The sequence below is a fragment of the Phycicoccus sp. M110.8 genome, assembly GCF_032464895.1.
Classification (GTDB): Bacteria; Actinomycetota; Actinomycetes; order Actinomycetales; family Dermatophilaceae; genus Pedococcus.
Window position 1 is genome coordinate 2,006,725 of the sequence record NZ_JAWDIC010000001.1, and the last position, 20,223, is coordinate 2,026,947.

Genomic DNA, 20,223 nt, shown 5'->3' on the forward strand with positions numbered 1-20,223 from the left:
CGATGTCCCCATGAGCGTGTTCTCGACCCATCCCGCCACCCGCTGGCTCGCCCCCGGCGCAGCCGTCGTCCTCGTCGGGGGAGTGGCCCTCGCGGCCAACCACCGCGCGAGCGCGGACCCGAGCCTGCCGCCGCGGTCGGCGGCCCAGCTGCTCGTCGACGTCCAGCAGGCGCGCCTGGCGGGCCTGTCGGGCACCGTCGTGCAGACCTCCAACCTCGGCCTGCCCTCCATCGCCGGCCTCGCCGGCGGCGGTGGGGCCGAGGGCGGCTCGGGCGGGTCGTCCGCGCTCTCCTCGACGGTCGCCGGCACGCACACCTGGCGGGTGTGGCTCGCCGGGCAGGACAAGCAGCGGCTCGCGCTCGTGGGGAGCCTCGGCGAGTCCGACCTGATCCGCGACGGCCGCAACGTGTGGATGTGGTCGAGCAAGGACAAGACCGCCACCCACACCGTGCTGCCGGCCGAGTCGGCAACCGGTGACCACTCCGGCGCGGCGGGCGGCGCCCCCGGCACCGGCGGCTCGACGCCGTCAGCCACCGACCTGCCGAAGACGCCGCAGGAGGCGGCGCAGCGCGCGCTCGCGGCCCTCGACCCCACCACCTCGGTGACGACGAGCGGCACCTCCTCGGTCGCGGGCCGCTCGGCCTACGACCTGGTCCTCAAGCCCAGGGACGCGCAGAGCCTCGTCGCCCAGGTGCGCATCTCGATCGACGCCACGAAGCACGTGCCGCTGCGGGTGCAGGTCTACTCGACCAAGATCGCCAACCCGGCGTTCGAGGTCGGCTTCACCAGCGTCGACTTCGCCACCCCGGCGGCCTCGCAGTTCGCGTTCAACCCGCCGCCCGGCACCAAGGTCACCGAGCACACCCTCCCGGCGAAGGCGGACCTGCAGAGGGGCTCCGCGACCGCGCGCGCCCAGGCGGCCGCCGCCCGCCCGACCGTCGTCGGCAAGGGCTGGACGACCGTCCTGGTCGGCAAGCTCCCCGCCTCGACCCCGTCCGGCAGCACGGGCAGTGGCAAGCCCGGCGACAAGGCCGGCGCGACCGGCCCCAACGGTGCCCAGCTGCAGCGGATGCTGGCGCTGCTGCCCAAGGTCTCCGGCTCGTGGGGCTCGGGGCACCTGCTCAGCGGCACCCTCTTCTCGGCGGTGGTGACGACCGACGGACGGTATGCCGTGGGCGCGGTCGCACCGGACCGCCTCTACGCGGCGCTGGCAGCCAAGTGACGCAGCTGGCGGACCCGACGCGGCGGGCGACCCTGGGGGCGCCCGCCCCGTCGGGTCGGGGGGACGCCGACGACTCGCTCGCGGTGCGCACCGACGGGCTCACCAAGCGGTTTGGCCACCAGGTGGCCGTGGACTCGCTGGACCTGCGGGTCCCCCGCGGTGCCGTCTACGGCTTCCTCGGCCCCAACGGCTCGGGCAAGACCACCACGATCCGCATGCTGCTCGGCCTGGTCGAGCCGACGGCCGGGAGCCGGTCGCTGCTCGGGCTGCCGATCCCGCAGGGGGCGACCGAGGCCCTGCACCGGGTCGGCTCGCTGGTCGAGGGGCCCGCCTTCCACCCCTACCTCTCGGGCCGGGCGAACCTCGTCCGCCTGGACGCCGCCGACCTCCTCGCCGACCCGCGGACCAGCGCCGAGCGGATCGACCGGGCGCTGGACCGCGTCGGGCTGCGGGCCGCCGCCGGCAAGCGCTACCGCGCCTACTCCCTCGGCATGCGGCAGCGGCTGGCCATCGCCGCGGCGCTGCTCGCACCGCGCGACCTGCTCGTCCTCGACGAGCCCACCAACGGCCTGGACCCCCAGGGCACCCGCGAGGTCCGCAACCTCATCGGCTCGCTCGCCTCGGACGGCACCACCGTCCTCGTCTCCAGCCACCTGCTGTCGGAGGTCGAGCAGATCTGCACCCACCTCGGCGTCATGCGCGAGGGCCGGATGGTGGCGCAGGGCACGACCGCCGAGGTGCGCGGAGCCGGCGTGGTGACCGTGCGCGTCGAGACCGGCCAGCCCGAGCGGGCGGCCGAGGTGCTGACCCGGATGGGCGCGACGTCCGTCAGCACGAGCCCGACCGGCGTGCGCGCCGACGCGGGTGACCTCGAGCCCGAGGCGGTCGTCGCCGAGCTCGTGCGGGCCGGGGTGGGGGTGCGCGGGTTCGCGCTCGACCGCCCGAGCCTGGAGGACCTTTTCGTCACGCTCACGGGGGAGGGCTTCGATGTCAGCGGCTGACGTCTCGACCAGCACGACCGGCACGACCACGACCACCGGGGCGACGGGCCGCGCCACGGCTCGACCGGCCCCGCACCGCCTGCTGTCCACCCGTCTGCTGCGCTCCGAGCTGCGGCTCATCGGTGGTCGCCGGCGCAACCAGGCAGGCCTGGCGGTCCTCGCGGCGGTGCCGATCGTCATGGCGATCGCGGTGAAGATGTCGACGCCCCGGGCCGGGGAGGGTCCGGACTTCCTCTCCTCGATCACGAGCAACGGCCTGTTCGTCCCGCTCGCCGCCCTCGGGGTGGAGATGGGGATGTTCCTGCCGCTGGCGATGTCGATGCTCGCCGGGGACGCGATCGCCGGCGAGGCCAACATCGGCACGCTGCGCTACCTGCTCACCGTCCCGGTCGGCCGCACCCGCCTGCTGCTCGTGAAGTACGCGTCCCTGTGCATCGGCGCGTTCTGGGGCGTGCTGGCCGTCGCCGTGCCCGGCGCCGTCGTGGGCATCGCGATCTTCGGGACCGGACCGCTGACGACGCTGTCGGGCAGCCAGATCTCCTTCGGCGCGGCGCTCTGGCGGCTGCTGCTCGTCATGCTCTACCTGTCGGCCGGCCTGGCCGCGCTCGCCGCCGTGGGCCTGTTCATCTCCACCCTCACGGAGCAGCCGATCGCGGCGGCCATCGCGCTGATGATCTTCACGATCGTGTCGTGGATCCTCGACTCCGTGCCGCAGCTGGCCTGGCTGCACCCCTGGCTCGTCGTCGACCACTGGCTCGCCTTCGGCGACCTGCTGCGCGACCCCATGGGCGGCAGCGGCGAGATCACCCGTGGGCTGGCCCTGGCGGCGGCGTATGCCGTGGTCTTCTGGACCGCCGCGTGGGCCCGGTTCGCCGGCAAGGACATCACGAGCTGAGCCGCGGCGCGGGGAGCCCGGGGCGGGTTCGCGGTATGCCGGGGGGCGCCGCGGGCCCGCCCCGTCACCTCGCCCCGCCGTGGAAAGGCCTGGGCGCCCCGCCGTGGACACCCCGGCGGGCACGGCGCGGATGTGGTGACGAGCGACACCTGCTGGGCGGTATCGCGCTTACCGGTCGGTAACTAGGCTCGACGGCCATGACGACCCTTGCAGGCAGGACGATCCTCATGTCCGGCGGCAGCCGCGGCATCGGCCTCGCGATCGCGGTGCGCGCCGCCCGCGACGGCGCCAACGTGGCCCTGGTCGCCAAGACCGACCAGCCCGACCCGCGCCTCGCCGGCACGATCCACACCGCCGCCGACGCGATCCGCGAGGCCGGCGGCAACGCCCTGCCGATCGTCGGCGACATCCGGGACGACGCGACCATCGCCGACGCGGTCGAGGGCACCGTGGCCGAGTTCGGCGGCATCGACGTCGTCGTCAACAACGCCAGCGTCCTCAACCTCAGCCCGACCGCCGACCTCGACCCCAAGCGGTACGACCTGATGCAGGACGTCAACGTGCGCGGCACCTTCATGCTCACCCGCGCCGCGATCCCCCACCTGCTCGCGAGCCCCGACCCCAAGGTCCTCACCCTGAGCCCGCCCATCAACCTGGACCCGCGCTGGTTCGCCGGGCACCCGGCATACACGATGGCCAAGTACGGCATGACGATGGCGGCCCTCGGCTTCGCCCACGAGCTCGGGCAGAAGGGCGTCTCCTCCACCTGCCTGTGGCCGGCGACGCTGGTGGCCACCGACGCGATCGGCAACCTGCCCGGCGGCGACCAGATGGTGGCGGTGAGCCGCAAGCCGGACATCGTGGCCGACGCGGCGTACGAGGTGCTCACCACGGATGGCCAGGAGCTCAACGGGCAGACGATCATCGACGAGGACCTGCTGCGGTCGCGCGGCGTCACCGACTTCGCGGCGTACTCGATGACCGGTCGCGACGAGGGCCTGGCGCCGGACATCTTCCTGTCCTGACACGGGGCTTGTCCGGCCGCCCGCGGCGCGGTGGGATGGGCCCATGACATCGCTGTCGCACGCCGTGGGCGAGACCGAGCCGGCCCTGCTCGAGCAGACCATCCCCGACAACCTCGACGCGACCGTGGCCCGGTTCGGGGAGCGCGAGGCGCTCGTCGACGTGCAGCAGGGCATCCGGTGGACGTATGCCGAGTTCGCCGGGCAGGTGGACCGGCTCGCCCGGGCGCTGCTCGCCTCTGGGGTGGCCAAGGGGGAGCGGGTCGGCATCTGGTCGCCGAACCGCGCCGAGTGGACGGTCGTGCAGTACGCCACGGCGAAGATCGGTGCGATCCTCGTCAACATCAACCCGGCCTACCGCACGCACGAGCTCGACTACGTGCTCGGGCAGGCGGGCATCACGCGCGTGTTCCTCGCCGACTCGTTCAAGACCAGCGACTACGTCGCGATGCTGGCCGAGGTGCGCTACAACCGGCCCGACGTCAGCGACGCCTGGGTCTTCGGGCAGCAGTCGTGGGACGACCTGCTCGCCCGCGCGGAAGAGGTCTCGCAAGAGCAGGTGGCGGAGGTCCAGCGCGGCCTCGCGCCGGGTGACGCCATCAACATCCAGTACACGTCCGGCACGACGGGGTTCCCCAAGGGGGCCACCCTCAGCCACCGCAACATCCTCAACAACGGCTACTTCGTCGGCGAGCTGTGCCGCTACACCGAGGCCGACCGGATCTGCATCCCCGTGCCCTTCTACCACTGCTTCGGCATGGTGATGGGCAACCTCGCGGCCACCACCCACGGCGCCTGCATGGTGATCCCGGCGCCCGGGTTCGACCCGGCGGCGACGCTCAGGGCGACCGCCGACGAGAAGTGCACCAGCCTCTACGGCGTCCCCACGATGTTCATCGCGGAGTGGGCGCTGGCCGACCACGCGGCCTACGACCTGTCCTCGGTGCGCACCGGGATCATGGCCGGGTCGCCGTGTCCCGCGACGATGATGCAGAAGCTCATCGACGCCGGCATCGACGAGATGACCATCTGCTACGGCATGACCGAGACCTCGCCGGTGTCGACCCAGACCCGCGTGGACGACTCGTTCGAGCACAAGGTCGGCACGGTGGGGCGGGTCATGCCGCACCTGGAGATCAAGGTGGTCGACCCGGTGACCGGCGAGACGGTCCCCCGCGGGACGCCGGGGGAGTTCTGCACCAAGGGGTACTCGGTGATGCTCGGGTACTGGGAGCAGCAGGACAAGACCGACGAGGTGCTGCAGGACGGCTGGATGCACACCGGCGACATCGCGGTCATGGACGAGGACGGCTACGTCCAGATCACCGGCCGGATCAAGGACATGGTCATCCGCGGTGGGGAGAACATCTACCCGCGCGAGATCGAGGAGTTCCTCTACACCCACCCCGACGTCCTCGACGCCCAGGTGATCGGGGTGCCCGACGAGCGGTACGGCGAGGAGCTGTGCGCGTGGATCCGGATGCGCGAGGGGGCGCAGCCGCTCGACGCCGAGGGGGTGCGCGCGTTCGCCACCGGGAAGCTCGCGCACTACAAGATCCCGCGCTACGTCATGGTCGTCGACGAGTTCCCCATGACGGTCACGGGCAAGGTCCGCAAGGTCGAGATGCGGGAGAAGACGGTCGCCGACCTCGGCCTGCACGCCTGACCCCGGCACGCTCCACCCACGACGGAGCCCGGCACCCCCTCCGGTGTGCCGGGCTCCTCGTGTGCGGTCGGGCGCCTGACGCCGTGCCGACCGACGACCAGTGCGCCGGCCGGGCGGCGTGTCCCGGCCGGCGCGCCGTGGTCAGGCGCGAGCCGGTCGCTGCTCCGCGGGGTGGCTCGGCCACCAGAACCGCTCGCCGAGCAGGCTGACCAGCGCCGGGACGAGCACGCTGCGCACGACCAGGGTGTCGAGCAGCACGCCGAACCCGACGATGACGCCGATCTGGGCCAGCTGGACCAGCGGCAGCACGCCGAGCACGGCGAACACCGCGGCGAGGAGGATGCCGGCGCTCGTGATCACGCCACCGGTGACGGCCAGCGCGGTGACGATGGACTCGCGGGCGTGGGAGCCACCGGCGGCCTCCTCGCGGGCCCGGGTGGTGAGGAAGATGTTGTAGTCGACCCCGAGGGCCACGAGGAACAGGAACGCCAGCAGCGGGGTGCTGACGGCCAGCGGCGGGTAGTCGAGCAGGTGCTGGAACGCGAACCAGCTCGCGCCCATGCTCGCGACGTACGTCGCGACGACCGTGGCCACGAGGACCAGCGCGGCGACCACGGAGCGCAGCAGGAGCAGGAGCACCACCACGACGATCCCCAGGATGAGGGGGAACAGCACCACGCGGTCGCGGTCGGCGGTGGTCTTGGCGTCCAGGGCCTCCGCGTCGCTGCCGCCCACGAGGGCGTCGGCGCCGGGGACGGCGTGGACCGCGGTGCGCAGCGCGCGGACCTGGTCGAACGCCTTGGTGGTCCCGGGGGACGCGTCGAGGACGGCGCTCAGCTCGACGAGCCGGTCGTCGCCCCCTGCCTTCCGGACGTCCTGCACGCCCTCGACCCCCTTGGCGGCATCGGTGACGGCCGCGGCGGCCGAGGCCTTGGCGATGATGGTTGCGGGCTCGCTCGTGCCGGCGGGGAAGGCGGCGGCGAGCTGTTCCTGGCCGACGACGGCCTCCGGCTTCTTCAGGAACTGCTCGTTCGGGGACTGCCCCACCGACAGGGTGAGGCCGCCCAGCGCGAGGACGACGAGCACGGCCACCGACGAGACGGCCACGACCACGGGCCGCCGCGTCACCGCGTCGCCGAGGCGGCGCCACACCCCGGCGTGGCTGGGGTCGAGGGTGCCCACGCGGGGGACGAACGGCCAGAACAGCCGGCGCCCGAAGAGGACCATGGCGGCGGGCAGCACGAGGAGGGCGTACAGCAGGGCGACGACGATGCCCAGGGCGCCGGCGTAGCCCAGCGACTGTGCGAAGGGATCGTCGGCGAGGCCGAGGCTGAGCAGGGCCAGGGTGACGGTGCCGCCGCTGGCCAGGATGGCGGGCGCGGCGGAGCCCAGGGCGGCTCGCATGGCGTCGTGGCGGTCCTCAGTGCGGCGCAGCTCCTCGCGGTAGCGGGCGATGAGCAGCAGGGCGTAGTTGGTGCCGGCACCGAAGACCAGCACCGACGTGATGCCGGTGACCGCGCCGTCGGCGCGGACGTCGCTGATGCGCGACAGGATGGTGAGCGCCTTGCTCGCGACCTGGTCGCCGGTGCCGACGACGGTGAGGGGCACGAGCCACAGCCAGGGGCTGCGGTAGGTGATGAGCAGCAGGACGGCCACCACGGCCGCGGTCGCGCCGAGCAGGCGGATGTCGGCGCCCTCGAAGACGGCGCCGATGTCGGCGCCGAAGGCCGGTCCGCCCGTCACCGTCGCGGTCAGGCCCTGGGGCAGGCCCTCGCGGACGGCGGTACGCAGGGCCGCGACCGCGTCGGAGTTCTCGCCGTCCGGCAGGTCGGCCTTGAGCGGCACGATGACGATCGCGGTGCCCTTGTCGTCGGACAGCTGGGGCGGGATGGCTCCCGCGGGCGCGCCGCCCGCACCGGTGCCGCCGGGCGCGCCGCCGGCGTCGGGCGCCCACTGCGTCACCGCCGCCACGCCGCTGTCGCGCGAGGCCTCCACGGCCTTGACGTCGACCGGGCCGGAGGCGGCCTTGTAGACGACGATGGCCGGGGCCACGCCGCTGGACGGGAGCTGCTCACGCAGCGCGATGACCTGGGCGGCCTCGGCGCTGTCGGGCAGGGACGCCGCGGTCGTCGAGACGGCCTTGGGCTCGCCGGCGAAGGCGAAGGCGGCGGCGGAGACGAGCACCGCGAGCACCACGACGACCCACTTGGCGCGTCGGCCGACCAGGCGGCCGAGCACGCGCCCGACCGGGGAGAAGAAGCCGTGCGGGTCGCGGGTGGGCGTTTTGTCTCCACTCTGGAACATTTCCATGATGGAAATACTAGACTGACCCGGTGACGTACCGCGACCCGACGCCTCCTGCGGCCATGGAGGCGGCCATCATCGAGCGGCTCCGCGAGTTCACGACCGCCATGGACCACTACATCGACGCCCACGGCGGTCGCCACGGGCTGCACCGCACCGACCTCAACGCGCTGGGCCACGTGATGGAGGCCAACCGTCGGGGTGAGGACCTGGGTCCGGGGGAGCTCGCGTCGGCGCTCAACCTCAGCGCGCCCGCCACGTCCGCCCTCCTCGCCCGGCTCGAGGGGGTCGGCCACGTCCAGCGCCGGCACAGCGCCACCGACCGCAGGCGCGTGTCGATCGAGATGACCGACGAGGCGATGCAGGTCGGCCGGGACGTCTTCGCCCCCATCGGTGGCGCGATCCGGGACGTCATCGCCGGCTTCACCCCCGAGGAGCGCGAGGTCGTGCTCCGCTTCCTCGGCGAGGTCGTGGACCGCACCAACGCCGCGGCCCGGCAGGCGCCGCCGGACCCGGCGGCCCGCTGACCGGGGTCCGCGGGCCCATGGCGCCGGCCCTCCAAGCCCCTGACCTGCGCGTATGCCGCGAGCTCGCGCCCCGCTCGGCATGCCACCACGCGGTTTCGGGGCTACGTTCGAGGGTGCGGCCGGCACCCCGGCCGCAGGGATCAGGAGGTCGGGATGGACACCAGCACCATCATCTGGATCATCGTCGTGGTGGTCGTCGTCGCCGTCGCGGTGGCGCTGTTCGCGCGGCGGTCGTCGGCGCGTCGCGTCGAGGCGCAGCGCGCCGAGGCGGACAGCATCCGCGAGGAGGCGCGCGAGCACGACCGTGAGCTGCGCGCACGGGAAGCCCGCGCCGAGGAGACCGAGGCGCAGGCAGCGGCGGCGCGTGCCGAGGCCGACCGCAAGGCCGCGGAGGCCAAGCGGCTCGAGGCCGAGGCGGAGCGCCACGGCCAGGGCGCGGAGGAGGTGCGCGCCGTCCGGGACGACCACCTGCGCCGCGCCGACGAGCGCGACCCGGACGTCGACACCGACGAGGCGTCGCGGGACGACACCGCCGACGGCGTCGGCGGCCGGACGGAGATGACTGACCGGGACGCGATGGACGCCGACGAGGTCGACCGCGCGCCGCTGGGCCGCCGCTCCGAGGTGGACGGCTCCGAGCCGGTGGCACCCGCCGCGACCGGTGCCCGGGACGGGCGCGAGGGCGAGTACCGCCGCGACTGACCCGCGCCCCGAGCCGTGCCGCGGAGTGGGGCGGTGGAATGTCTTGACGACGGTCGGCGTTGGCGAGGATAGTTGAATTTGAAACTATCCGATGGAGGGACCATGCCAGCCGTCACCGTCTCCGACCTCACCGTCCTGCCCCGGGTGCCCGCACCCTCGCCGGCGGCCACGTCGCGCCCCGTGCGGTCGATCACCAGCGCCCCGGGCGGGCTCGAGGGCGAGGGCTTCCCGGTGAAGCGCGCCTTCGCCGGCGTCGACCTGCGCGACCTCGACCCCTTCATCCACATGGACGAGATGGGCGAGGTCGAGTACGCCCCGGGCGAGCCCAAGGGCACGCCGTGGCACCCCCACCGCGGCTTCGAGACCGTCACCTACATCATCGACGGGATCTTCGACCACCAGGACTCCTTCGGTGGTGGTGGCACGATCACCAACGGTGACACCCAGTGGATGACGGCCGGCTCCGGGATCCTGCACATCGAGGCCCCGCCGGAGCACCTCGTCGTCAGCGGCGGCCTCTTCCACGGCTTCCAGCTGTGGGTGAACCTGCCGCGCGTCGACAAGCTCAAGCCCCCGGCATACCAGGACCTGCGGTCCTCGGAGGTCGGGCTCCTGACGTCCGCGGACGGTGGCGCGCTGCTGCGCGTCATCGCCGGCGAGGTCGCCGGGGTGACCGGGCCCGGCTCGACGCACACGCCGATGGCGATGGTGCACGCGACGGTCGCCCCGGGCGGCGAGGTCGTCCTGCCGTGGCGCAGCGACTTCAACGCCCTGGTCTACGTCATGAGCGGCGACGGCTTCGTCGGTCCGGACCAGTCGCCGATCGGCACGGGTCAGCTGGCCGTGCTCGGCGCGGGCGACACGCTGCGGCTGTCGTCGGCGCGCACCCAGCAGGAGCGGTATGCCGCCGGGCTCGACGTGCTCGTCCTCGGCGGGCGGCCGATCCGCGAGCCCGTCGCGTGGGCCGGGCCGTTCGTCATGAACACCAAGGCCGAGGTCATGAAGGCGTTCGAGGACTTCCAGGCCGGCCGGCTGGGCCAGCCCGTCCCGCACGGTGACGTGGGCGGCGCCACGTCCTGACGGCGGACCGGGGGAGGGTCCTCGGGTGGCAGGTCGTGAGGCGATACGATACGGTTCGTATCGTATCGAGAGGAGGCGAGCACAGATGACCCGGACCATGACTCGCACCCGCGCGGAGCACCGCGCCCGCGCCGCCCACGAGGCTCGGCGCTACCCCCACGACTACCTGCACACCGACCGCACCTACGAGCAGTCGCAGCGCGACATCGGCGGCAGCCTGTTCCTCGGCGCCGTCACGCTCATCGCGCTGATGGCGCTCATCGTGACCGGCCTGCTGTTCTAGCAGCAGGCCGGCCCTGCGCACGACGAAGCCCCCACCCGGTCCGGGTGGGGGCTTCGTCGCTGCCTCAGGCCTCGGGCAGGGCCGCGAAGGTCGCCTTGGCGTCGCGGTACCAGCCCATCGAGCGCTTCGGGTGGCGCCAGCGCCCCTTCATGTCGTCGCGGGCCTGCTGGTGGGTGGTGTCGCCGGCCCTCTCCGCCTCCCTGAGGTGCCGGTCCTGGGCCTTGATGACCTCGTCGGCGCTCTCGCCGCGGTGCTCGAGCTCGCAGGGTCCGCCGAGCTGGCGGCAGGTCATGGTCTTCATCGCTTCTCCTCCGGCCGGTCGGCCTCGGTGTCGGGGTGGGTGGTGCCTCTGCCTGTCTGACGTCCGGGGCGGCGGAAGTGTGACCGGCCACGCGAGCGGGTCCCGCGGGACCCGGTCAGTCGCGCGGTGCGGCCGCCTCGCGACGCGTCACCCGCGACAGCACCTCCGGCTCGGCGCGGAACGTGATCGCGGTGACGAGCCCGTCGACGAGGGTGAAGTCGAACAGGACCTTGGCCTCGCCCTGCAGGTACCAGGCGGCGCCGGGACGGTCGTCGACGAGGACGGGCAGCGCGGACTTCGCGGACCCGTTGAAGAAGGTCGCCACCTCGTCGCGGCCCTCGATCCGCTGCGGCGTCCCCGCGAGGACGGCCGCGTCGTCTGCCGTGATGACGGCGTCGGGGGCCAGCAGCTGCACCAGCCGCGTGAAGTCGCCCTGGCGCGCGGCGGCCAGGAACGCGTCGACGACCTCCCAGTCGGCCAGCGCGTCCTCCGACGCGGGCTGGCGCACCTTCGCCCTCGCGCGGGAGGCCAGCTTGCGTGCCGCCGCCGGGGTGCTGTCGAGCACCGCGGCGATCGTCGCGAACTCGAAGCCGAACGTGTCGTGCAGGACGAACGCCACCCGCTCCTGCGGGGTCAGCCGGTCGAGCACCACCTGCAGGGCGACACCGACCGTGTCGGCGAGCACGACGTCGTCGGCCGGGTCGGGGGCCTGCTCGGCCACCTCGACCTCCGGCACCGGCACCGAGCGCCGGGCCCGCAACCGGTCGAGGCACAGCCGCGTCGTGACGGTGGTCAGCCACGCGGGCAGGTTCTCGATGTCGTCGCCCGCGGCGTCGAGCCGCAGCCAGGCCTGCTGCACCACGTCCTCGGCCTCGGCCGGGTCGCTGAGCACGCGCGTGGCGAGCCCCACCAGCCGTGGCCGCTCCGCCACGAAGATCTCCGTCCGGTCCACGGTGCCGACCCTTCCACGAAACGACGCTGTCGCCCCACTGACGCACCACGTGCCGCCGATGTGACGGCGCGAGGCCGGCGCGGACCTCGCGTTCGGACGGCGCGAAGGTGGCGTCTCACGGGGTCCAGACAGTGGACGCGACAGGCGACCGTGCTCACAAACCCGCCACTCTCGGACGCCCAGCCCATAGGTTTGGGCGCGTCACGGCCTTCCAACGACGGGAGCAACAGTGCGGATCGGTGTCCCTGCGGAGTCCAAGCCGGGTGAGACCCGGGTCGCCGCCACGCCCAAGACGGTGGGGCAGCTCGTCGGCCTCGGGTACGACGTGGTCGTCGAGCGCGGTGCGGGGGCGCGTGCCTCCTTCCCCGACGAGTCGTATGCCGCGGCGGGCGCCACCTGCGTCGACCCGGGCGAGGCGTGGACCTCCGACGTCGTGCTCAAGGTCAACGCCCCCGACGAGTCCGAGGTCGCGCGCCTGCGGGCGGGCACCCTGCTCGCCTGCCTGCTCTCGCCGGCCTTGCGCCCGGACCTGGTCGAGCAGCTCACCGCCGCGGGCGTCACCGCGCTCGCCATGGACGCCGTCCCGCGCATCTCCCGGGCCCAGTCGCTCGACGTGCTGTCCTCCATGGCGAACATCGGCGGCTACCGGGCGGTCATCGAGGCCGCGCACGAGTTCGGGTCGCTCTTCACCGGCCAGGTCACCGCTGCTGGGAAGGTGCCCCCGGCGACGGTGCTCGTCGTGGGTGCCGGTGTCGCCGGCCTCGCGGCCATCGGCACGGCCAACAGCCTCGGTGCCGTGGTTCGCGCGTTCGACGCCCGCTCGGAGGTCGGCGAGCAGGTCGAGTCGATGGGCGCGAAGTTCCTTCGGATCGACGTGGAGGACGAGGGCCCGTCGGCGACCGGCTACGCCAAGGAGATGGGCGAGGACTTCAACCGCAAGGCCGCCGAGCTCTACGCCCAGCAGGTCCGCGAGGTCGACATCGTCATCACGACCGCGCTCATCCCCGGTCGCCCGGCGCCCCGGCTGATCACAGAGGAGATGGTGGCCTCGATGAAGCCGGGCTCGGTCGTCGTCGACATGGCCGCCGCGAACGGTGGCAACGTCGCCGGCGCCGTCGCCGACGAGCTGGTCACGACGCCGAACGGCGTCAAGATCATCGGCTACACCGACCTGCCCGGGCGGCTGCCGACGCAGGCGAGCCAGCTCTTCGGCACCAACCTCGTCAACCTGCTCAAGCTGCTCACCCCCGGCAAGGACGGCCGCGTCGTCCTCGACCTCGACGACGTCGTCCAGCGCGGCATGACCGTCTGCCGCGACGGCGAGACCCTGTGGCCCCCGCCGCCCGTCCAGGTGAGCGCCGCGCCCGCGGCGCCTGCGGCCAAGGCACCCGAACCCGCGGCCCCCAAGCCGCCACCCGACCCCAGGCGCCGGTATGCCGTGATGGCCCTGGCCGCGGTCCTGTTCGGCCTCGTGGCGGCCAACTCCCCGTCGGTCTTCCTCGGCCACTTCACGGTCTTCGCGCTCGCGGTCATCGTCGGCTTCTACGTCATCTCCAACGTCGCCCACGCCCTGCACACGCCACTGATGTCGGAGACCAACGCGATCAGCGGCATCATCCTGGTCGGCGCGATCCTGCAGGTCGGCAGCGGCGACCCGGTCGTGCGCACCATCGCCCTGGTCGGCATCGTCATCGCGAGCATCAACATCTTCGGCGGCTTCGCGGTGACCGGCCGCATGCTCCAGATGTTCCGGAAGGACTGACCGGTGGCCACCCACATCGATCGCCCCCGCTCCTCGTCCCTCCGGGCCTCGCTCCTTCGTCGCTCGTGTCCTCGGGAGGTCGTCGCGTGACCAGCAACCTCGTGCAGGCGGCATACATCGTCTCGGCCGTCCTCTTCGTCCTCTCCCTCGCCGGCCTCTCGAAGCACGAGAAGGCCAAGGAGGGCAACGCGTTCGGCATCGCCGGCATGGTGATCGCCCTCGTCGCCACCCTGTGGCTGTCGGCGTCACGGTCGGGGAACGGGCTCGTCACCATCCTGCTCGTGCTCGTCGCGATGGCGGTCGGCGGCTCGATCGGGCTGTGGCGGGCGCGCGTCGTCGAGATGACCCAGATGCCCGAGCTCGTCGCGATGCTGCACTCGTTCGTCGGCCTCGCCGCGGTGCTCGTCGGCTTCAACTCGTTCGCGGAGGGCGGCGACGCGGGGACGGGCGAGACCCTCCACCTCGTCGAGGTCTTCCTCGGTGTCTTCATCGGCGCCGTCACCTTCACCGGGTCGATCGTCGCGTTCCTCAAGCTGTCGGCGCGGATCAAGTCCTCGCCGCTCATGCTGCCGGCGCGCCACTGGCTCAACCTCGCCGCGCTCGTCGTCTCGGCCGGCCTGCTGGTGTGGTTCGTGGCGTCGGCGTCGATCCTGCCGCTGGCGCTCATGACCGTCATCGCGCTGGCGTTCGGCTGGCACCTCGTCGCCTCCATCGGGGGCGGCGACATGCCGGTCGTGGTGTCGATGCTCAACAGCTACTCGGGCTGGGCGGCCGCCGCGGCGGGCTTCATGCTCGGCAACGACCTGCTCATCGTCACCGGCGCCCTCGTCGGCTCCTCCGGTGCGATCCTGAGCTACATCATGTGCCGGGCGATGAACCGCTCGTTCTTCTCGGTCATCGCCGGCGGCTTCGGCCAGGAGGTCGCGGTCGGCGCGGACACCGACTACGGCGACCACCGCGAGACCACCGCGGAGGACGTCGCAGAGCTGTTGCGCGACGCGTCGTCGGTCGTCATCACCCCCGGCTACGGCATGGCCGTGGCCCAGGCGCAGTACCCCGTCGCCGAGCTCACCAGCCAGCTGCGCAGGAAGGGCGTCAACGTCCGGTTCGGCATCCACCCCGTCGCCGGCCGCCTCCCCGGGCACATGAACGTCCTGCTCGCCGAGGCGAAGGTGCCCTACGACATCGTCCTGGAGATGGACGAGGTCAACGACGACTTCCCCGACACCGACGTCGTCCTCGTCATCGGCGCCAACGACACGGTGAACCCCTCGGCGTCCGAGGAGCCGTCCAGCCCCATCGCGGGGATGCCGGTGCTCGAGGTGTGGAAGGCGCGCAACGTGGTCGTCTTCAAGCGGTCCATGGCGACCGGGTATGCCGGGGTGCAGAACCCGCTGTTCTTCAAGGAGAACAGCGCGATGCTCTTCGGCGACGCCAAGGAGCGCGTCGAGGACATCATCAAGGCGCTCTAGCGGTCGGGCCACCGGCGCCGCCCGCGCCTCAGCGGTCGCTCCCCCGGCGCCCGCGCCTCAGCGGTCGGTCCACTCCTCCGGACCGGGGTGACCCGGTTCGGCGACCACGCACAGCTCGTTGCCCTCGGGGTCCGCCATGACCTGCCACCAGACGCCCACCGTCTCGAGCAGGTCGACCACCGGCTCCCCGAGCCGGCTGCCGCCGAGGTCCTCCAGTCGCGAGACGAGCCCGGGCAGGCCGAGGTCGAGCGGCGGGTGGACGTCGACGTGCATGCGGTTCTTGCCGCGCCGGTCCTCCGGGACCTGCTGGAGGATGAAGACGGGGCCCCTGGGCTCGCCCTCGGCGGGCCTCAGGACGACGAAGCCCGGCAGCTCGGAGGCGACCCGGTAGCCCATCGCCGCGGACCAGAACGGCGTCAGGCCCTGGGCGTCGAGGCAGTCGAGGACGACCGACAGGTGCATGGTCAGGTCCCGGACAGGCTGGGGACCTCACCCTCGCGGGCCCGGCCGGCGAGGCGGCTGTTCCGGTAGCTGTAGGCGCCGTAGATGACGAAGCCGAGCGCCATCCACACGAGGAACCGGATCCAGGTCTCGACCGACAGGTTGAGCATGAGGTAGAGCGAGGCGAGGGCGGCGAACCCGGGCAGCCACGGCGACAGCGGCACCCGGAAGGCCCGCTGGATGTCGGGACGGCGCCGGCGCAGGATCGGCACCGCGATCGAGACGAGGGTGAACGCGGCGAGCGTGCCGATGTTCACCATCTCCTCGAGGTCGACGTGGTTGCCGAGGTAGCCGGCGATGAACGCGACGACGACGCCGACGAGCACCGTGATCCGGATCGGGGTCCCCGTGCGCGGGTTGGTGCGGCCGAGGCCGGAGGGCAGCAGCCGGTCGCGGCACATCGCGAACAGCACGCGGGTCGCCCCGATGATGAGCGTCATGACGACGGTCGTGAGGCCGGCGACGGCGCCGCACGAGATGACCGTCGCGTACGCCGACTTGCCCACGTCCTTGAAGGCTGTGGCCAGCGCGGCGTCCGGGTCGATCTTGTCGTACTTGACCATGCCCGTGATGACGAAGGCGACGGCGACGTAGAGGATCGTGCAGATCACCAGCGAGGCGATGATGCCGATGGGCAGGTCCCGCTGCGGGTTCTTCGCCTCCTCGGCGGTGGTGGCCACCACGTCGAAGCCGATGTAGGCGAAGAACACGATGCCGGCGCCGGCGAAGATGCCGCCGAGGCCGTAGGTCGACGGGGTGAAGCCCAGGGCGGCCTGGATGAGGGGCTGGGTCAGCCCGGACGCGGACTCGCCCGCCTTGGCCGGCGGCACGAACGGCGTGTAGTTCGCCGTCTTGATGTAGGCGATGCCCGCGACGATGACGAACAGCACGATGAAGAGCTTGATCGCGACGAGCACGAGGTTGACCCGCATCGACTCCTTGATGCCCCAGGCCACGAGCGCGGTCAGCACGGCGACGAGCAGGAACGCGAGCAGGTTGAACTGTCCGCCCGGGTTGTCCTTGGTCAGCGGCGCCAGGGCGGAGGGGAGGTGGATGCCGAGGTCGTTCAGCAGGAGGTTGGCGTAGGACGACCACCCCTGCGACACCACCCCGGCCCCGAGGGCCAGCTCGAGCAGGAGGTCCCAGCCGATGATCCACGCCACGATCTCGCCCAGCGAGGCGTACGAGAACGTGTAGGCCGAGCCCGACACGGGCACGGTCGAGGCGAACTCCGCGTAGCAGAGGGCGGCGAGCCCGCAGACGACCGCGGCCACGACGAAGGAGATGGTGATCGCCGGCCCGGCATACGCCTGCGCGGCCTTGCCGGTGAAGGTGAAGATGCCGGCGCCGATGATGACGCCGATGCCGAACACCGTCAGGTCGAGCCAGGACAGGCTCTTCTTGAGGGCGAACTCCGGGTCGTCGGTCTCGCTGATGGACTGTTCGACCGACTTGGTCCGCATCACGGACATGGGCGCGACCTCCAGTGGCTCGACGGCGAGGCCACGGCGGTGTGGCCCGGTTGGCCGACCACGCTAGCGCTCGTCGTCCTCCCGGGCGCGGCGACGCCGCAGCGGGATCGGCCCGGTGTCCGCGCTGCGGTCACGGGCCCGCAGGTCGGGCGACCGGTAGAGGGTGTCCCCCCGGTCGCCGGTCGGCGTGCCCGGGTCCCCGGCCGAGGGGTGCGCCGGGGTGTGTCGCGGCGAGTTCCAGTCGGCATACGGGTCGGGCAGGTCCGCGCGGACCGGCACCGGCTCGGTCCACGGCTCGTCGCCCCACAGCTCCTGCCCGGGCTCCTGCGCCTGCGGTTCGTCCCACTGCTCGTCCCACGGCCGGCCGGCCGCGCCCCACGGGCCGCGTCCTGCCCGGTCGCGGCCCGGGCCGCGGAACATCTCCGCGCAGATGACGCGGTAGTTGTGGTCGGGCTGGGGGACCCAGTTGACCTCGTGCAGGGCCTGGTCCTGGCCGGCGGACTCCATGACGAAGCGGCCGTAGCCGAGGAGTCGCCCGGGCACCGACCGCTCGTAGGACATGTCCGTGACCTTCGTCAGCGGCATCATCGCGACCTTGCGGGTGATGAAGCCGTAGAAGAGCAGCAGCCGCTTGTCGGTGGCGACGAACCAGTCGTGCCGCCACTCGACCACCCGGTAGGTCATCCGCGCCACGAGCGCGAACCAGAGCCACCAGATGCCGGTGCTGAACCACCCGAGCGACGCCGGGATCCGGGCGTCGACGGACAGGGCGACGAACGCGCCCACGAGCACGCTGCCGACGGGCTCGGCCACCTTGCCCCAGTGCTGGTGGACGGCCGTGACGAGCCGTTCGCCGTCGAGCAGGTACCGGTCGAGCTCGGCGTGCCGGCGCGGCTGGGACAGGGGCCCCGGCTCGGGGAGGCTCACGGCCGCGGCCCGCTAGCGGCCGAGGAGGGAGTCGAAGAAGGTGCCGATGCCCCGGGCGCCGTCGGCGAGGATCGAGCCGGACGTCTTGACGATGTCGGCGGCCTGGTGCGGGGACGTGATGATCGCGTAGGCGGCGAACGCGACGAGGACCCAGACCAGGATCTTCTTTGCGCGCTGCATGGACACTCCTCGGACGTGGGGGGCCGGTCCGCCCGAGCGGGCACACCTCGACCCCCCATCCTGCCGGAGGGGGTCCTCCGTTCGGGGGAGGCGCGCCCGGCCCGTTCGGCCGAGGCCCGGTCAGACCAGGCCGTAGAGGCGGTCGCCCGCGTCGCCGAGCCCGGGGACGATGTAGCCCTTGTCGTTGAGCCGCTCGTCCATGGCGCCGGTGACGATGGTGACCGGGATGTCGAGGTCGGCGAGGGACTCCTCGACGTGCTTGACGCCCTCGGGGGTTGCGAGCAGGCACACGGCGGTGATGTCGTCCGCGCCCCGGTCGGCGAGGTAGCGGATGGCGTCGGCGAGGGTGCCGCCGGTGGCGAGCATGGGGTCGACGACGTAGCACTGGCGGCCGCGCAGGTCGTCGGGCAGGCGGTTCGCGTAGGTGATCGCCTCGAGCGTCTCCTCGTTGCGCTGCATGCCGAGGAAGCCCACCTCCGCGCTCGGCAGCAGCCGCACCATGCCCTCGAGCATGCCGAGCCCGGCGCGCAGGATGGGCACGATGAGCGGCTTGGGGTTGGACAGCTTGATGCCCGTGGTGGGCGCGACCGGGGTCTCGATGTCGAACGGCTCGACCCGCACGTCACGGGTGGCCTCGTACGCGAGCAGCGTCACCAGCTCCTCGGTCAGCCGCCGGAAGGTGGGGCTGTCCGTCCGCTTGTCACGCAGGTAGGTGAGCTTGTGCGTGATGAGGGGGTGGTCGGCAACGTGGACGCGCATAGGCGAAACTTAGCGCGTGACCTCCACCCGCGGCCCGGCGCCCGACGGCAGGTATGCCGCGTGGATGGGGGAGGCGCTCGACCTCGCCGCGCAGGCCGCGCTCGAGGGTGACGTGCCCGTGGGTGCGGTCGTCGTGGACGCCGCCGGTGAGGTCATCGGGCGGGGTCGCAACCTGCGCGAGGTCGAGCACGACCCGACGGCGCACGCCGAGGTCGTGGCGCTGCGCGAGGCCGCCTCCCGCCGTGGGGAGTGGCGGCTGGAGGGGTGCACCCTCGTCGTCACCCTCGAGCCCTGCCCCATGTGCGCGGGCGCCCTGCTCCTGTCCCGGGTGGACCGGCTCGTGCTGGGCGCCTGGGACCCGAAGCTGGGCGCGACGGGCTCGGTCTGGGACCTGGTCCGTGACCGCCGCGCCAACCACTTCGTCGAGGTCGTGGGCGGGGTCCGCGAGCAGGAGTGCTCGGCCCTGCTGCTCGACTTCTTCGCCACCCACCGAGAGGCAGCCCGGTCGTGAGCGGACTCGTCAGCAGCCTGGTCGACACGGTCCTCGGCGCCCCGCCGTGGCTGGTCTACCTCATCGTGGGCCTGGTCGTCTTCGCCGAGGACGCGCTCTTCGTGGGGTTCGTCCTCCCGGGCGAGACGCTCGCCATCATCGGCGGCGTGACGGCCAGCATCGGCCACACGTCGTTCGTGGTGGTGCTGCTCATCGTGATCGTGTGCGCGATCGTGGGCGACTCGGTCGGGTACGAGATCGGCAAGCACTTCGGCCCCCGGGTGCTGGAGCTGTCGCTCCTGAAGAAGCGGCGCAAGCGGCTGGACGAGGCGCAGGACTTTCTGCGCCGCCGGGGCGGCTCCGCGGTCTTCCTCGGGCGCTGGACGGCGTTCTTCCGTGCCGTCATGCCGGCGCTGGCCGGCCTGAGCGGTATGCCGTACCGCATGTTCCTGCCGTGGAACGCGGTCGGTGGCATCGCCTGGGGCGCGACGGCCGTCACCGGCGGCTACCTCGCCGGGGAGTCCTACCGCCGCGTGGAGAAGTGGCTGGGGACCGGCGCGGCGGTCGTGGTCGGCGTCATCGTCCTCGTCGCGGTGGTGGTCGTCGTCGTGCGGCGTCGCCGCCGCGAGCGCGCCCGCTCTGCCGGCTGACGGCACACCCGGACGGCTCGCTCGCACCTCGGGCGACGGCATACGCGCGGCGCGC

At 72.6% G+C, this 20,223-nt stretch carries 21 protein-coding genes; 13 read left to right on the forward strand and 8 right to left on the reverse strand.

Annotated elements, in window-relative coordinates:
• The first annotated feature begins 10 nt into the window (after positions 1-10).
• From RKE38_RS09540 to RKE38_RS09560, 5 genes are all read left to right on the forward strand, one after another.
• Positions 11-1,222: a hypothetical protein gene (locus RKE38_RS09540; protein ID WP_316007193.1), complete on the forward strand. Its 1,212-nt coding sequence runs from the start codon at positions 11-13 to the stop codon at positions 1,220-1,222.
• Between the two features lie 5 nt (positions 1,223-1,227).
• Positions 1,228-2,223, forward strand: a complete 996-nt coding sequence (locus RKE38_RS09545) for an ATP-binding cassette domain-containing protein (RefSeq protein ID WP_410055457.1) — start codon at positions 1,228-1,230, stop codon at positions 2,221-2,223.
• Positions 2,210-3,118 carry an ABC transporter permease gene (locus RKE38_RS09550; RefSeq protein ID WP_316007194.1) on the forward strand — a complete coding sequence of 303 codons (909 nt, stop codon included), beginning with the start codon at positions 2,210-2,212 and terminating at the stop codon, positions 3,116-3,118. The genes RKE38_RS09545 and RKE38_RS09550 overlap by 14 nt, the downstream gene beginning before the upstream one ends.
• Positions 3,119-3,315: 197 nt before the next feature.
• A complete protein-coding gene (locus RKE38_RS09555; protein WP_316007195.1) occupies positions 3,316-4,143 on the forward strand; it encodes an NAD(P)-dependent oxidoreductase in 828 nt (275 codons plus the stop codon).
• A 43-nt stretch (positions 4,144-4,186) separates the two neighbouring features.
• Positions 4,187-5,806 carry an AMP-binding protein gene (locus RKE38_RS09560; RefSeq protein ID WP_316007196.1) on the forward strand — a complete coding sequence of 540 codons (1,620 nt, stop codon included), beginning with the start codon at positions 4,187-4,189 and terminating at the stop codon, positions 5,804-5,806.
• A gap of 141 nt (positions 5,807-5,947) precedes the next feature.
• Here the strand turns inward: RKE38_RS09560 and RKE38_RS09565 are convergent, their stop codons facing one another.
• Positions 5,948-8,116: an MMPL family transporter gene (locus tag RKE38_RS09565; protein WP_316007197.1), complete on the reverse strand. Its 2,169-nt coding sequence runs from the start codon at positions 8,114-8,116 to the stop codon at positions 5,948-5,950.
• A 23-nt stretch (positions 8,117-8,139) separates the two neighbouring features.
• Between RKE38_RS09565 and RKE38_RS09570 the strand changes: the two genes are divergently transcribed.
• The 4 genes from RKE38_RS09570 (at position 8,140) to RKE38_RS09585 (ending at position 10,702) form a co-directional block, all read left to right on the forward strand.
• A complete protein-coding gene (locus tag RKE38_RS09570) occupies positions 8,140-8,637 on the forward strand; it encodes a MarR family winged helix-turn-helix transcriptional regulator (RefSeq protein ID WP_316007198.1) in 498 nt (165 codons plus the stop codon).
• 153 nt (positions 8,638-8,790) lie between these two features.
• The gene (locus RKE38_RS09575) at positions 8,791-9,339 is read left to right on the forward strand and encodes a hypothetical protein (RefSeq protein WP_316007199.1); all 549 of its coding nucleotides are present in this window, start codon (positions 8,791-8,793) and stop codon (positions 9,337-9,339) included.
• Positions 9,340-9,441: 102 nt separating this feature from the next.
• Positions 9,442-10,419 (forward strand): pirin family protein, encoded by a 978-nt coding sequence (locus RKE38_RS09580; RefSeq protein ID WP_316007200.1) that lies wholly within the window; start codon positions 9,442-9,444, stop codon positions 10,417-10,419.
• A gap of 97 nt (positions 10,420-10,516) precedes the next feature.
• On the forward strand, positions 10,517-10,702 hold the full coding sequence (locus RKE38_RS09585) for a hypothetical protein (protein ID WP_316007201.1): 186 nt from the start codon (positions 10,517-10,519) through the stop codon (positions 10,700-10,702).
• A 64-nt stretch (positions 10,703-10,766) separates the two neighbouring features.
• On the opposite strand, the gene RKE38_RS09590 is transcribed toward RKE38_RS09585, so the two are convergent.
• The gene (locus RKE38_RS09590; protein WP_316007202.1) at positions 10,767-11,003 is read right to left on the reverse strand and encodes a DUF1059 domain-containing protein; all 237 of its coding nucleotides are present in this window, start codon (positions 11,001-11,003) and stop codon (positions 10,767-10,769) included.
• Positions 11,004-11,118: 115 nt separating this feature from the next.
• Positions 11,119-11,955, reverse strand: coding sequence for a sigma-70 family RNA polymerase sigma factor (locus RKE38_RS09595; protein ID WP_316007203.1), 837 nt, complete (start codon positions 11,953-11,955; stop codon positions 11,119-11,121).
• A 229-nt stretch (positions 11,956-12,184) separates the two neighbouring features.
• On the opposite strand from RKE38_RS09595, the gene RKE38_RS09600 reads away from it, so the two are divergent.
• Positions 12,185-13,717, forward strand: a complete 1,533-nt coding sequence (locus tag RKE38_RS09600) for a Re/Si-specific NAD(P)(+) transhydrogenase subunit alpha (protein WP_316007204.1) — start codon at positions 12,185-12,187, stop codon at positions 13,715-13,717.
• Between the two features lie 86 nt (positions 13,718-13,803).
• A complete protein-coding gene (pntB, locus tag RKE38_RS09605; RefSeq protein WP_316007205.1) occupies positions 13,804-15,189 on the forward strand; it encodes a Re/Si-specific NAD(P)(+) transhydrogenase subunit beta in 1,386 nt (461 codons plus the stop codon).
• Between the two features lie 57 nt (positions 15,190-15,246).
• Here pntB and RKE38_RS09610 read toward each other — a convergent pair whose 3' ends face one another.
• From RKE38_RS09610 to upp, 5 genes are all read right to left on the reverse strand, one after another.
• On the reverse strand, positions 15,247-15,651 hold the full coding sequence (locus tag RKE38_RS09610) for a VOC family protein (RefSeq protein ID WP_316007206.1): 405 nt from the start codon (positions 15,649-15,651) through the stop codon (positions 15,247-15,249).
• Positions 15,652-15,653: 2 nt separating this feature from the next.
• Positions 15,654-17,162: an amino acid permease gene (locus RKE38_RS09615; protein ID WP_316007207.1), complete on the reverse strand. Its 1,509-nt coding sequence runs from the start codon at positions 17,160-17,162 to the stop codon at positions 15,654-15,656.
• Positions 17,163-17,225: 63 nt separating this feature from the next.
• Entirely contained in the window at positions 17,226-18,089 is an 864-nt protein-coding gene (locus RKE38_RS09620) for a PH domain-containing protein (protein ID WP_316007208.1), read from the reverse strand.
• Between the two features lie 12 nt (positions 18,090-18,101).
• Positions 18,102-18,269 (reverse strand): hypothetical protein, encoded by a 168-nt coding sequence (locus RKE38_RS09625; RefSeq protein WP_310152763.1) that lies wholly within the window; start codon positions 18,267-18,269, stop codon positions 18,102-18,104.
• Between the two features lie 120 nt (positions 18,270-18,389).
• On the reverse strand, positions 18,390-19,028 hold the full coding sequence (gene upp, locus RKE38_RS09630) for a uracil phosphoribosyltransferase (RefSeq protein WP_310152766.1): 639 nt from the start codon (positions 19,026-19,028) through the stop codon (positions 18,390-18,392).
• A 64-nt stretch (positions 19,029-19,092) separates the two neighbouring features.
• Between upp and tadA the strand changes: the two genes are divergently transcribed.
• Positions 19,093-19,539: a tRNA adenosine(34) deaminase TadA gene (gene tadA, locus RKE38_RS09635; protein ID WP_316007627.1), complete on the forward strand. Its 447-nt coding sequence runs from the start codon at positions 19,093-19,095 to the stop codon at positions 19,537-19,539.
• Positions 19,536-20,168 carry a DedA family protein gene (locus RKE38_RS09640; RefSeq protein WP_316007209.1) on the forward strand — a complete coding sequence of 211 codons (633 nt, stop codon included), beginning with the start codon at positions 19,536-19,538 and terminating at the stop codon, positions 20,166-20,168. Before tadA ends, RKE38_RS09640 begins: the two co-directional genes overlap by 4 nt.
• Positions 20,169-20,223 lie beyond the last annotated feature (55 nt).